Origin of the sequence: Enterobacter sp. JS8-1, from assembly GCF_049187015.1 — a bacterium.
Taxonomy (GTDB): domain Bacteria; phylum Pseudomonadota; class Gammaproteobacteria; order Enterobacterales; family Enterobacteriaceae; genus Enterobacter; species Enterobacter mori.
Genome location: NZ_CP185805.1, coordinates 1,250,260 through 1,263,285 on the forward strand (window position 1 = coordinate 1,250,260; position 13,026 = coordinate 1,263,285).

The 13,026-nt window shown below is 63.0% G+C and carries 9 protein-coding genes; 7 read left to right on the forward strand and 2 right to left on the reverse strand.

Translation table 11 applies throughout. The features are described 5' to 3' along the window. Positions 1 to 20: 20 nt before the first annotated feature. The 3 genes from ACOQH0_RS05865 to ACOQH0_RS05875 all read left to right on the forward strand — a co-directional run bounded on the left by ACOQH0_RS05865 (position 21) and on the right by ACOQH0_RS05875 (position 7,044). Positions 21 to 2,729, forward strand: coding sequence for a cation-transporting P-type ATPase (locus ACOQH0_RS05865; RefSeq protein WP_421511748.1), 2,709 nt, complete (start codon positions 21 to 23; stop codon positions 2,727 to 2,729). A gap of 106 nt (positions 2,730 to 2,835) precedes the next feature. After that, positions 2,836 to 3,900 carry an efflux RND transporter periplasmic adaptor subunit gene (locus tag ACOQH0_RS05870; protein ID WP_421511749.1) on the forward strand — a complete coding sequence of 355 codons (1,065 nt, stop codon included), beginning with the start codon at positions 2,836 to 2,838 and terminating at the stop codon, positions 3,898 to 3,900. Between the two features lie 9 nt (positions 3,901 to 3,909). Beyond that, on the forward strand, positions 3,910 to 7,044 hold the full coding sequence (locus tag ACOQH0_RS05875; protein ID WP_421511750.1) for an efflux RND transporter permease subunit: 3,135 nt from the start codon (positions 3,910 to 3,912) through the stop codon (positions 7,042 to 7,044). On the opposite strand, the gene ACOQH0_RS05880 is transcribed toward ACOQH0_RS05875, so the two are convergent. Next, the gene (locus ACOQH0_RS05880; RefSeq protein ID WP_421511751.1) at positions 6,995 to 8,116 is read right to left on the reverse strand and encodes a YbdK family carboxylate-amine ligase; all 1,122 of its coding nucleotides are present in this window, start codon (positions 8,114 to 8,116) and stop codon (positions 6,995 to 6,997) included. The genes ACOQH0_RS05875 and ACOQH0_RS05880 overlap by 50 nt on opposite strands. A gap of 105 nt (positions 8,117 to 8,221) precedes the next feature. On the opposite strand from ACOQH0_RS05880, the gene ACOQH0_RS05885 reads away from it, so the two are divergent. Next, positions 8,222 to 9,112, forward strand: a complete 891-nt coding sequence (locus ACOQH0_RS05885; RefSeq protein WP_421511752.1) for an oxidoreductase — start codon at positions 8,222 to 8,224, stop codon at positions 9,110 to 9,112. On the opposite strand, the gene ACOQH0_RS05890 is transcribed toward ACOQH0_RS05885, so the two are convergent. Then, positions 9,109 to 9,903: an AraC family transcriptional regulator gene (locus tag ACOQH0_RS05890; protein ID WP_421511753.1), complete on the reverse strand. Its 795-nt coding sequence runs from the start codon at positions 9,901 to 9,903 to the stop codon at positions 9,109 to 9,111. The genes ACOQH0_RS05885 and ACOQH0_RS05890 overlap by 4 nt on opposite strands. Before the next feature lie 76 nt (positions 9,904 to 9,979). Between ACOQH0_RS05890 and ACOQH0_RS05895 the strand changes: the two genes are divergently transcribed. From ACOQH0_RS05895 to ACOQH0_RS05905, 3 genes are read left to right on the forward strand one after another with little or no spacing between them, the layout of a single operon-like run. Next, on the forward strand, positions 9,980 to 11,950 hold the full coding sequence (locus ACOQH0_RS05895) for an FUSC family protein (protein WP_421511754.1): 1,971 nt from the start codon (positions 9,980 to 9,982) through the stop codon (positions 11,948 to 11,950). Beyond that, entirely contained in the window at positions 11,940 to 12,155 is a 216-nt protein-coding gene (locus ACOQH0_RS05900; RefSeq protein WP_134348530.1) for a DUF1656 domain-containing protein, read from the forward strand. The genes ACOQH0_RS05895 and ACOQH0_RS05900 overlap by 11 nt, the downstream gene beginning before the upstream one ends. Further along, positions 12,152 to 13,015, forward strand: coding sequence for an efflux RND transporter periplasmic adaptor subunit (locus ACOQH0_RS05905; protein ID WP_421511755.1), 864 nt, complete (start codon positions 12,152 to 12,154; stop codon positions 13,013 to 13,015). The genes ACOQH0_RS05900 and ACOQH0_RS05905 overlap by 4 nt, the downstream gene beginning before the upstream one ends. The last annotated feature ends 11 nt before the right edge of the window (positions 13,016 to 13,026 follow it).

Genomic DNA, 13,026 nt, shown 5'->3' on the forward strand with positions numbered 1-13,026 from the left:
GATATTGAAGGAAAAATACGATGACCGAAAAAAAATTATCCCCAAACATGCCGCCTTCCGGCGGGCTGGCATACCAGCAGACCGCAGAGCAGGTGCTTGCGCACCTGCAGAGTCAGGCCAGCGGTCTGGATCGTGCAGAGGCGCAGGCGCGTCTGCAAAAATCAGGTCCGAACGCGCTGCCGGAGAAAAAAGGTAAACCCGCCTGGCTGCGTTTTTTGGCCCATTTTAATGATGTGCTGATTTATGTCCTGCTGGCCGCCGCCGTATTAACGGCAGTTATGGGCCACTGGGTTGATACGCTGGTTATTCTGGGCGTCGCGGTAATCAATGCCTTAATTGGCCATATTCAGGAAAGCAACGCGGAAAAATCCCTGAAGAGTATTCGCAATATGCTCTCCAGCGAGGCGCGCGTTATTCGTAACGACAGCCACGAAACGATACCCACAACTGAAATAGTTCCGGGCGATATTATTGTATTACGCGCGGGGGATCGTATTCCGGCTGATATGCGTTTAATCGAAGCGCATAATTTACGCGTGGAAGAGGCGATTCTGACCGGTGAATCCACCGTGGTGGATAAGCACACGAATCCGCTGAGCGGCGAACTGCCGCTGGGCGACCGCACCAATATGGTCTTCTCCGGGACGACCGTAAGCGCGGGCGGCGGCGTCGGCCTGGTCACCGCGACCGGCAAGGATACCGAACTCGGCCACATCAACCAGATGATGGCGGGCATTGAAAAACACCGCACGCCGCTGCTGGTGCAGATGGACAAGCTGGGTAAAGCGATCTTCGCCATTATCCTGGCGATGATGGCGGCGCTGTTTGTCTTCAGCCTGGTGTTCCGTGAGATCCCGATGGGCGAGCTGCTGCTCTCCCTGATTAGCCTGGCGGTGGCCTCCGTGCCGGAAGGTCTGCCAGCGATTATCTCCATCATCCTCTCGCTGGGCGTGCAGGCGATGGCGCGCAAGCGTGCGATTATCCGCAAGCTGCCGACGGTCGAAACCCTGGGCGCGATGACCGTGGTTTGCTCGGATAAAACCGGCACCCTGACCATGAACGAAATGACGGTCAAAGCCATCATCACCGCCGACGCCTGCTACCGCGTGGACGGCAACAGCTACGAGCCGGTGGGCAACATTTACCTGGAAGGCAGCGACGAGCCGGTCCACATCCAGCCGGGCACCGTGCTGGAGCAGTACCTGCGCACCATCGACCTGTGTAACGACAGCCAGATGATTCAGGACGAGCGCGGCCTGTGGGGCATTACCGGTGGGCCGACCGAGGGCGCGCTGAAGGTGCTGGCAGCGAAGGCCAGCCTTGAGCCGGTTATGACCACGCTGGTTAACAAGATCCCGTTCGACTCGCAGTACAAGTACATGAGCACCCACTACCAGATTGGCGGTGAGGAGCAGATCCTGATCACCGGTGCGCCGGACGTGATTTTCGCCCTGTGCGCCGAGCAGCAGACCCGTAACGGTGCGGAAGCCTTCAACCGCGCGTACTGGGAAACCGAAATGGAGCGCTATGCGCGTCAGGGGCTGCGGATGGTTGCCGCGGCGTTTAAGCCAGCGAACGGCGAGCAGGAGTTGACGCACGACGACCTGAGCCACGGTCTGATCTTCCTCGGCATCGCCGGGATGATGGATCCGCCGCGTCCGGAAGCGATTGCTGCGATTAACGCCTGCCAGCAGGCGGGGATCCGCGTGAAGATGATCACCGGGGATCACCCGCAGACGGCGATGAGCATCGGCCAGATGCTGGGGATCACCAACAGCGAGCAGGCGGTGACCGGCTACCAGCTGGAGAAAATGGACGACACCGAGCTGGCGGATGCGGCGGTGAAGTATGACATCTTCGCCCGCACCAGCCCGGAGCATAAGCTGCGCCTGGTGAAAGCGCTGCAGGATAAAGGTGAGATCGTCGGCATGACCGGTGACGGCGTGAACGATGCCCCGGCGCTGCGTCAGGCTGACGTGGGCATCGCGATGGGCATCAAAGGCACGGAAGTGACCAAAGAGGCGGCGGACATGGTCCTGACGGACGATAACTTCGCGACCATCGCCAGCGCGGTGAAAGAGGGGCGTCGCGTTTATGACAACCTGAAGAAGACTATCCTCTTTATCATGCCGACCAACCTCGCGCAGGGGCTGCTGATTGTGATTGCGCTGCTGGCGGGGAATATCATTCCGCTGACGCCGGTACTGATTTTGTGGATGAACATGGCGACCTCCGCCACGCTCTCCTTCGGCCTGGCCTTTGAAGCCGCCGAGCGCAACATCATGCGCCGTCCGCCGCGTCAGACCGGGCAGCACGTGATGGACGCCTACGCCGTCTGGCGCGTGGCCTTCGTCGGCACCATGATTGCCATCGCCGCCTTTGCGCTGGAAGCCTGGCTGGCCCCGCGCGGCCACAGCGCGGAGTTCATCCGCACCGTGCTGCTGCAGATGCTGGTCTGCGCCCAGTGGGTGTACATGATTAACTGCCGCAACACCGAAGGGTTCTCCCTGAACCGCGGCCTGCTGGCAAACAAAGGTATCTGGCTGGTGACGGGCGTGCTGTTCCTGCTCCAGGCGGCGATTATCTACCTGCCGTTTATGCAGATGCTGTTCGGCACTGAAGCGCTGCCTCTGCGCTACTGGTTCGTGACTCTGGCGGTGGCGGGCGTGATGTTCTTCGTCGTCGAAATCGAGAAGCGACTGACCCGCAGGTTCCGTAAGGCTGCATAACTTTTTGCCCTCACCCTAACCCTCTCCCACAGGGAGAGGGAACTCTGACCTCCCTCTCCCTGTGGGAGAGGGCCGGGGTGAGGGAAAACAACGCCGAGGTACTCCCATGAAACTCCCACTCCTGTTCGCGCTCCTCGCCTGCACCCTGCAACCCGCATTCGCTGCCGCCATTCCCGTTCGCGTCGCCGCCGTGGAGCAGACCGCCCACGCCGCCGAGCGTCAGATCCCGGGCCGAATCGAAGCTATCCACACCGTTGAGCTGCGCGCCCGCACGGAAGGCGTGATTACCAAAATCCACTTCCGCGACGGGCAGTACGTGAAAAAGGGCGACATGCTGTTCGAGCTGGACGACGCCGAGCCGCGCGCCGCCCTGCGCCTGGCGCAGGCCGAGGTGAGAAGCGCCGAAGCCACGCTGCGTCAGGCGCAGCAGCAGCTTTCCCGCTTTGAAAGCCTGGGCAGCAGCAACGCCATCAGCCGTCACGACGTGGATAATGCCCGCATGCAGCGGGACGTCGCCAGCGCCGCGCTGGAGCAGGCGAAAGCCCGTCTCGACACCCGCAGCGTCACCCTGAGCTACACCCGCATCGCCTCGCCGATTGACGGACGCGTGGGGCACAGCCAGTTCCACGTCGGCAGCCTGGTCAACCCTGCCAGCGGCGTGCTGGTGGAGGTCGTGCAGCTCGATCCCATCCGCATCGCCTTTGCGCTGGAAGAGGGGGCGTTTGCCACCAAAGCCGGACAGCATGCGGATATCAGCGCCATGAAGCAGGCCTGGCAGGCGTTAATCGACAGCAACGGTCAGCGTATCCCCGGTGAACTGACGTCCGTGGATAACCGAATCGACCCGCGCACCGCCAGCGTGATGCTACGTGCCGAGTTTGCCAACCCGCGCCATCAGCTCCTGCCCGGCGGCAACGTGAACGTGACCCTGCGCCCGGCAAGCGAGCAGCCGGTTCTGACCCTGCCCGCCGCCGCGGTACAGCAGAACGGCGACGGGTTCTTTGCCTGGGTGGTTAACGCCGACGGCAAAGCCGAAATGCGCTCGCTGAAGGTCGCCGGACAGATTGGCCAGCAGTTCCAGGTTACCTCCGGCGTGAAGCCCGGTGAGCGAGCAATCACTGACGGCGCGCAGCGCGTGCAGCACGGCGCTACCGTCCAGATACTGAATTAAGGAGCCATCATGCTGACGTTTTTCATCAAACGCCCGCGCTTTGCGATGGTGATTGCGCTGGTCATCACCCTGCTCGGAGCCATCGCGCTGAGGATTATTCCGGTAGAGCAGTACCCGCAGATCACGCCGCCGGTCGTGAATGTGTCAGCCTCATGGCCGGGTGCCAGCTCGGCCGACGTGGCGGAGGCTATCGCCACGCCACTGGAGACCCAGCTAAACGGCGTGGACCACATGCTCTACATGGAGTCCACCAGTTCGGACGAAGGCACCTACAGCCTGAACATTACCTTTGCGGCGGGCTCCGACCCGGACCTTGCCGCCATCGACGTGCAGAACCGCGTGGCGCAGGCCGTGGCGCAGCTGCCGACCGAGGCGCAGCAAAACGGCGTGCAGGTGCGCAAGCGCGCCACCAACCTGATGATGGGGGTAAGTCTTTACTCACCGAATAACACCCACACGCCGCTGTTTGTCAGCAACTACGCCAGCACCCAGGTGCGCGAGGCGCTGTCTCGCCTGCCGGGCGTCGGGCAGGTGCAGATGTTTGGCGCGCGCGACTACAGCATGCGCATCTGGCTGCGTCCGGACCGCATGAACGCTCTGAACGTGACCACCGACGACGTGGCGCAGGCGCTGCGCGAGCAAAACGTGCAGGGTGCGGCAGGCCAGGTCGGCACGCCGCCGGTGTTTAACGGCCAGCAGCAGACCCTGACCATCAACGGGCTGGGACGTTTAAACCAGGCCGACGACTTTGCCAACATCATTATTCGCGCCGGGGAGATGGGCCAACTGGTGCGCCTGAAGGACGTCGCCACCATCGAGCTCGGCTCGCGCAGCTACAGCTCCGGCGCGCAGCTCAACGGGCACGACTCCGCCTACCTCGGCATCTATCCGACCCCATCCGCCAACGCCCTGCGCGTGGCCGACGCGGTACGCGCGGAGCTGGAACGCCTTTCGACGCGCTTCCCGGACGACCTGGTCTATGAGGTGAAATTCGACACCACCTCCTTTGTTGCCGCCACCATTAAAGAGATTGGCGTCTCCCTGGCGCTGACCATGCTGGCGGTTGTGGTGGTCGTTTCCCTGTTCCTGCAAAGCTGGCGCGCGACGCTGATTGTCGCGCTTGCCATTCCGGTGTCGCTGGTGGGCACCTTTGCGGTGCTCTACACGCTCGGCTACTCCGCCAATACCCTCAGCCTGTTCGCCATTATTCTGGCGCTGACCATGGTGGTGGATGACGCCATCGTGGTGGTGGAGAGCGTGGAAACGCTGATGGCGGAAGGGCAGAGCCGCACGGCGGCGACCGCGCTGGCGCTGCGCCAGATCGCCGGGCCAGTGATTGCCACGACGCTGGTGCTGCTGGCGGTGTTTGTGCCGGTGGCGCTGCTGCCGGGGATTGTCGGCGAGCTTTATCGCCAGTTCGCGGTGACGCTCTCCACCGCCGTGACGCTTTCAAGCCTGGTGGCACTGACCCTGACGCCTGCGCTGTGCGCGATGCTGCTGCGTCCGCGCCCGAAGAAACCTGCGGCACTCTATCGCGCCTTTAACCGCGGGCTGGACGCCACGCGCGGTTTCTACAACCGCATCGTGAACGTTTTAAACCTTCGTCCGTGGCTGGCGCTGCTGGCCACCGCAGGCGCGGCGGCCGTGGTGGCGTTCAGCTTTATGTCGATGCCTAAAGGCTTCCTGCCGCAGGAGGATCAGGGCTACTTCTTCGCCAGCGTCCAGCTGCCGGAAGCGGCCTCGCTGGAGCGCACCGAGGCGGTGATGGCCACGGCGCGCGAATTAATCGCCAAAAACCCGGCGGTGGAGGACGTGATTCAGGTCTCCGGGTTTAACATTCTCAACGGCACCAGCGCCTCCAACGGCGGGTTTATCTCCATCATGCTCAAAGACTGGAGCGAGCGGCCGCCGCTGGATGAGGTGATGGGCACCCTGCAGCGCCAGCTGCTGGCCCTGCCGGAAGCGACCATTATGACCTTCGCGCCCCCGACGCTGCCGGGGCTGGGTAACGCCTCCGGCTTCGACCTGCGCATTCAGGCGCAGGCGGGGCAGAGTCCGGCGGAGCTGGAGCGCGTGACGCGTGAGGTGCTGGCGAAAGCCAACCAGCACCCGCAGCTGAACCGCGTGTTCACCACCTGGAGCAGCAACGTGCCGCAGCTGACGCTGACCGTTGACCGCGAGCGGGCTGCCCGTCTTGACGTGCCGGTGTCTCGCATCTTCAGCAGCCTGCAAACGGCCTTTGGCGGCACGCGCGCCGGGGATTTCAGCGTGAATAACCGCGTTTACCACGTCGTCATGCAGAACGAGATGCAGTGGCGCGAGCGCGCCGGGCAGATTAGCGAACTGTTCGTGCGCAGCAACAGCGGTGAGCGGGTGCGCCTGAGCAACCTGGTCACCATTACGCCGACCGTCGGCGCGCCGTTCCTGCAGCAGTACAACCAGTTTCCGTCGGTGTCGGTGAGCGGCTCCGCGGCGGAAGGGGTGAGCAGCAGCACCGCGATGGCTGCGATGGGCGAGATTCTGGCGGAAAACCTGCCAGCCGGGTACGACTATGCCTGGAGCGGCATGTCGTATCAGGAGCAGCAGACCGGCAACCAGGCGATGTGGATCGTGCTGGCGGCGGTGGTCATGGCGTGGCTGTTCCTCGTCGCCCAGTACGAGAGCTGGACGCTCCCGGCGAGCGTGATGCTCTCGGTGCTGTTCGCCATCGGCGGGGCGCTGGTCTGGCTGTGGTTGGCGGGATACGCCAACGACGTGTACGTGCAGATAGGTCTGGTGCTATTGATAGCCCTTGCCGCCAAGAACGCGATCCTGATCGTGGAGTTTGCCCGCGCGCGGCGCATGGACGGGATGGCGATTGTCGATGCCGCGCGTGAAGGGGCCTCGCGCCGCTTCCGCGCGGTGATGATGACCGCCGTGTCGTTCATTATCGGCGTATTGCCGATGATGCTGGCGACCGGGGCGGGAGCCCAGAGCCGCCGCATCATCGGCACCACGGTGTTCAGCGGCATGCTGGTGGCGACCGTGGTAGGGATCCTTTTTATCCCGGCGCTGTTCGTGCTGTTCCAGCGCCTGCGCGAGTGGGGCCACGGCCTTACGGACTCGTCGCCCACAGCTCGCAGTGTTTCTGAACCAGAGAAATAAGCGAGCCGCCGTCGGCGATAAACTCCCGCATGCGCTGCGCCTCGCTCTTGCCCTGCTTTAACAGCAGGGTAATTTCATTAATTGCGCTCGTCGCGCCGAGCTTTTCGGCCGACGGCGCGACCTGCTCAAGCAGCCAGGCGATATCCTCCGCCACGGTCTTGTGCTCGCCGGTATGCACGTCCGTCAGGATCCCCTCCAGCCCGTAACGACAGGCCTGAAAACGGTTAAAGCGATACAGCAGAAAATCCTTCTCCTGATGCTTATACGGCCGCGCGGTCAGCAGCCAGTGGGATGTCGCCTGAATCAGTCCGGCGATGTTAATCGCGTGGCCGAGCGTCAGCGGCGTATCCATCACCCGCACCTCCACGGTACCGAAGTGCGGGCTGGGGCGGATGTCCCAGTGCAGATCTTTAATGCTGTCGATCATGCTGGTCGAACTCAGGCGGCGGAACAGCCCCTCGAACTCCTGCCAGCTGTTGACCCACGGCATCTGGCCGTTATCCGGGAACCCTGAAAAAATGTTAAGCCGCGACGAGGAGAACTTCGTGTCCGTGCCCTGCATGTACGGCGAGGCCGCCGCCAGGGCGATAAAGTGCGGGACAAAGCGCGACAGGCCGTGCAGCAGGTAGATGGCGTCATCCCCGGTCCGACAGCCGACGTGCACGTGTTGGCCGAACACCGTTGCCTGCAAAATCAGGTAGCCAAAGCGCTCCAGTGTGACGTTATAGCGCTCGTCGTCGCACACCTCCTGACGCTGCCACTTCTGGAACGGGTGCGTCCCGCCGCCGCAGATCTGGATATGCTGCTCCGCCGCCGCGCGCAGGATGCTCTGCTGCATCACCGAGAACTGCGCGGCCGCCTGGTCGATGTTCTGGCACACGCCGGTGGCGATTTCGAGCATGCTTTCGGTGATGTCGTGTTTGACCTCGCCGCCTTTGATGTCGTCTTTGACGGCGGCGATAAGCGCGGAGGAGTCCTGGCTGAGATCGTACCCCGGCGGGTTAACCACCTGCAGCTCAAGCTCGATACCGAGGGTAAAAGGTTCAGAGGATTTGAAATCAGATAAAGGCATGGCGCACTCCGTTGTCTGTTGTGTGTTGAGTATAGACAACGACGTGGCGCTCACTTTACAGGGTGGTATAACTGTTAGCAGGCTTAGCGAAAAGGGGAGTTAACCATGTCTGACAATCCAGTGATTGCGCTGATTGGGCCTGGCGCAATTGGTACCACCATTGCCGCGGTGCTGCACGACGCGGGCCGCACGCCGCTGCTGTGCGGACGCACCGCGCATCCTGAACTGCGTTTGCGCGACGACGAGGGGGAAACGGTGGTGCCGGGTCCGGTATTAACCGATCCGTCCGTCATCACGCGCCCTGTCGATCTGGTATTTGTGGCGGTAAAAACGACGCAAAATGCCGACAGTGCCGGGTGGCTGCGCGCGCTGTGCGATGAAAACACGGTGGTCTGCGCCCTGCAAAACGGCGTGGAGCAGAAAGCCCAGCTGGAGCCGTGGGTCAACGGCGCGACGGTGCTGCCGTCGGTGGTCTGGTTCCCGGCGCAGCGCGAGCCGGATGCCTCCGTGTGGCTGCGCGCCAAACCGCGCCTGACGCTGCCGGACGTGCCGCAGGCGCAGCGGGTAGTGGAGGCGCTTCGCGATACGCGCTGCGCGGTTGAGCTCTCGGCAGACTTCACGAGTGTCGCCTGGCGCAAGCTGCTGCAAAACGCGGTGGCCGGGCTGATGGTGCTGGCCAACCGCCGCGCAGGGATGTTCAGGCGCGAGGATATCAGCGAGCTTGCGCTGGCCTATCTGCGCGAGGGGCTTGCCGTCGCCCGCGCCGAAGGGGCGAAGCTGGACGATGCTGTGGCTCAGGAGATTCTGGCGAACTTCCAGCGCGCGCCTGAGGACCTGGGCACATCGATCCTTGCCGACCGTCAGGCCGATCGCCCGATGGAGTGGGATATCCGCAACGGCGTGATCCAGCGCTACGGCCGCAAACACGGCATTGCGGTACCCATCAGCGACGTGGTGGTACCGCTGCTGGCGGCGGGGAGCGAAGGGCCGGGCTAACGGCCGCTGTTTTTCCGTTCGGCAAAGTAATGCGCGGGCGTGCTGCCCATCGCTTTTCTGAACATGGTGATAAACGCATTCACGGATTCGTACCCGAGCGTTGTCGCCACGTTCTGGACGGGCACGCCGCTTGCCAGCTCCCGCAGGGCAATAATCAAATGCAGCTGCTGACGCCATCGCCCGAAGCTCAGCCCGGTCTCGCGCTGCATCAGGCGGGCAAACGAGCGTTCGCTGAGGGCCAGCCGTTTCGCCCACTCCTTCAGGGTGCTTCTGTCCTCCGGGCGGCTGACCAGCGCGTCGGCCATGGCGCGAATTTTCGGGTCGGATGAGACCGGCAGGCTCAGCTTCTGCTGCGGCATGCTGGCGAGCTCGTCCAGCGTCACCCGGGTCAGCCTGGCGACATGGCCATCGGGCGGATAATTAACGTCCTCGTGCGTAAGACGATCCACTAATTCCTTAATCAACGGCGAGATTGCCAGCGTGCAACACTTCTCCGGCAGCGCCGCCGCGCCGGGCTCAATAAACAGATAGTTCAGGTGCGCGTTCCATGTCGCTTTCGCGCTGTGCGGGATCCCGCCCGGGATCCAGACGGCGCAGTCCGGCGGCACGATCCAGATGTCATTCTCCGCATAACAGCTGACCGCGCCGTAGCGAGCAATAATCAGCTGCCCCTTGCGGTGGGTGTGTACCGGCACTTCTGCAGCGTAATCCACGAAGTCCAGATGACGCGCCACGGCAGGGGAGGCGCTAGAGTCAGGGTCGTACAGCGTATGAGCGAGTTGAGGCTTCACGATTCTGGCAACTTTTAGGTATTTTTTGACAGAATAGAGTATTTAAGCGGGTCTGCAAGCCGGTAATAATCCCGGCATGAAAAACATTTTCTCTCATCCCGCGCTGCGAAACGACGCGGGGGCGCTGATCTACGCCGCAAAGAGTTTTGCCGCGGCGATGCTCGCGTATTACCTCGCCCTGTCTATCGGCCTCGAGCGTCCCTCATGGGCGATTATTACGGTTTACATCGTGTCGCAGACGTCGGTGGGGGCATCGCTCAGCAGAAGCCTCTACCGGCTGGCCGGTACGGTTGTCGGGGCCTGCGCGACCGTTCTGATTGTGCCCACCTTAGCCAATACGCCGATCCTGTGCAGCGTTGTACTCACGGGCTGGATCGCGTTCTGCCTGTGGCTCTCTCTGCTGGAACGCACGCCCCGGGCGTACGCCTTCGTGCTGGCGGGCTACACCGCGAGCCTGATTGGCTTTCCGGCGGTGTCCGATCCCGGCGGCATCTTCAACGTCGCCATTGTTCGCGTGCAGGAGATCGCGATTGGGATTTTCTGCGCGGCGCTGATTCACCGCTACGTGCTGCCCGCGCGGGTATCGGGTCAGTTCAACGCTAAGCTATCCCAGACGTTACAGGCCGCGCGCGGTCGGGTGGCGGATACCTTAGCGGGCAAACCCGACGCGGCTTCCGGCCCGCTGCATCTGGCCCTGGCGCTGCAGTTCCTGCAGGGCATCAGCCACCATATTCCGTACGATTTTGCCCTCTCAGCCCCGGTGCGGCAGGCCAGAAAAGCGATTCACGATCGGCTGGCGCGGCTGGTTATCGTCAACTGTGAATTACACGACCGCCTGCCGGCGATCGGAACCCTGCCCGCCGAGGTGCAGGTATTGCTGGAGGACGTTCAGGCCTGGCTTGCCGCTGAAGGCGCTGGTGCCAGCAGCACGGCAGAGGCGCTGCGGCTCCGCTGTGTGCTTCTCATCGAGCGGTATGCCGCGCAGGCGCAGACGTTTGAAGACGCGCTGCGGGTCAGTTTTATCCGCTACCTCTCGGAGGTCATCGCTCTTCTGCAGCAGTGCGTGCGCCTTTCCGAGGCCATTCGCCACGCGAAACCGGCCTTCGGGGAGGTACCAACTCGCGCGGCAAAAGGCTACGTTTTCCACCGCGACCCCCTTACCGCAGCCCGCACGGCGCTGGGGGCTTTCGCCATTATCCTGAGCGGCTGCCTGGTCTGGATCTTCTCAGCATGGCCGGACGGCGGAACGGCGGTGTCGATACTCGGCGTCTGCTGCACGCTGTTTGGCAGCTTCGACACCCCGGCGCCGCACATCGTGAAGTACATCATTGGCTCGTTCTGGGGCGTGGTGATTAGCCTGTTCTACAGCTTTGCGCTGCTGCCGCTGGTGAGCGATTTCCCGGTGCTGGTGGCGGTGCTTGCCCCGGCGTATCTGCTGGCCGGGTCGCTTCAGGCCCGCCCGCCCACCACGTTTATGGCGATGGGGATCACACTGACGCTGCCCATTCTGTGCGAGCTGGGCGCGCGCTACAGCGGAGACTTCGCTGTAGCCGCCAACACCGCCATTGCGCTCTTTGCCGCGACCGGTTTTGCCGTCGTCACTATGAGCCTGCTGCAAACCGTGCAGGCGGATGCCGCCATCGCGCGTCTGCTGAGCCTGTGCCAGCGCGACATTCGCCGCAGCGTGAAGGGCACGCTGCGGGTTGATGAAACGCACTGGATCAACCTGATGATGGACCGCACCGCCCTGTTGCTGCCGCGCCTGCAGCGCAGTGAACATGCGCCAGAGCTGGCGCTCGATCGGCTGCTGCACGCGCTGCGTCTGGGGCTTTCGGTGATGCATTTACGCCGCGGTGATATACCGCCTGGCGGCGAAATGGACGGGCTTTTTCATCAGATCAATACCGCAGACCGCAGTCGCTTACGCGAACGCATCGCCGACATTATTGAGTGCCACCTGCCTGCGGCAGATGAACGCGCGCGCGAGTTTGTCGGCAGGCTGGTGGATCTGCACTGTGCATTAGAGGTGCCAGAACGTGGTGAATGATTTCAATATTGGGGGGGTATTTATCCCCGGACTGCTGACGGTCGCCCTCGCGGCGCTGGTCTGCACGCTGGGCCTCGTGGCGCTTTTCTCTCTCAGCAGGGTTTACCGGCGCTTGCCGTATCGCCCGCTGCTGGACGTTTCCACCTGGATTGTCACCTTTTTCCTGCTGATGCAGGGCCTGACCGCGTTGGGGTTATTGTCATGAAATCACTGCTCTCTTTACTGGCTCGCTATGCGTTGACGTTAAGCGCGGCCGCAGCTGCCACGCTACTGGCCTTTATGATGTGGAAACACTATGCCCAAACGCCCTGGACCCGCGACGGCCGCGTGCGGGCGGACGTGGTGCAGATTGCGCCGGATGTCTCCGGGCCGGTCATCAGCGTGGCCGTGCGGGACAACCAGTGGGTGAACCGGGGCGATGTGCTCTACGCCATCGATCCGCGCTGGCTCAAGCTGGCGGTGGCCAGCGCGCAGGCTGACGTGGAGTCAAAACGCCATGAGATGCTGATGCGCCAGGATGCGGCCCGGCGACGCACGCTGATTAAAAACGCCATCTCCAGCGAAGATCTGCAGCAAACCGGCAGCGCGGCGAACGTCGCGGCGGCCAATTATCACGGTGCACTGGCCGCGCTGGCGCTGGCCGAGCTTAATCTGGCGCACGCCACCGTTCGCTCGCCGGTCTCGGGGTACGTCACGCATCTGCGGCTTCGCCCCGGAGACTATGCGACGGCGGGGGAGACAAAGGTCGCCATCGTTGATGCCCACAGCTTCTGGGTGGTGGGGTACTTTGAGGAGACCAAGCTGCGCCATATTCGCGTTGGGGATCGCGCGCGGGTCGCGCTGATGGGCTTCGGGCCGGTGATTACCGGGCACGTGGAGAGCATCGGTCACGGGATCGGGGACAGCAACGATGAGACGGGCGGGCTGGGGCTGCCCGACGTCGAGCCTACCTTCAACTGGGTGCGGCTGGCGCAGCGCGTGCCGGTGCGCATTCATATCGACACACTGCCGCAGGGGATTGAGCTGGTAGCGGGCCTGTCGGCGAGCGTGGCGGTGGGGCATTAATCTGGGGATAG

Coding starts and splice junctions, on each gene's coding strand:
- ACOQH0_RS05865 (WP_421511748.1), top strand. CDS start 21: ATGACCGAAAAAAAATTATCCCCAAACATGCCGCCTTCCGGCGGGCTG.
- ACOQH0_RS05870 (WP_421511749.1), top strand. CDS start 2,836: ATGAAACTCCCACTCCTGTTCGCGCTCCTCGCCTGCACCCTGCAACCC.
- ACOQH0_RS05875 (WP_421511750.1), top strand. CDS start 3,910: ATGCTGACGTTTTTCATCAAACGCCCGCGCTTTGCGATGGTGATTGCG.
- ACOQH0_RS05880 (WP_421511751.1), bottom strand. CDS start 8,116: ATGCCTTTATCTGATTTCAAATCCTCTGAACCTTTTACCCTCGGTATC.
- ACOQH0_RS05885 (WP_421511752.1), top strand. CDS start 8,222: ATGTCTGACAATCCAGTGATTGCGCTGATTGGGCCTGGCGCAATTGGT.
- ACOQH0_RS05895 (WP_421511754.1), top strand. CDS start 9,980: ATGAAAAACATTTTCTCTCATCCCGCGCTGCGAAACGACGCGGGGGCG.
- ACOQH0_RS05905 (WP_421511755.1), top strand. CDS start 12,152: ATGAAATCACTGCTCTCTTTACTGGCTCGCTATGCGTTGACGTTAAGC.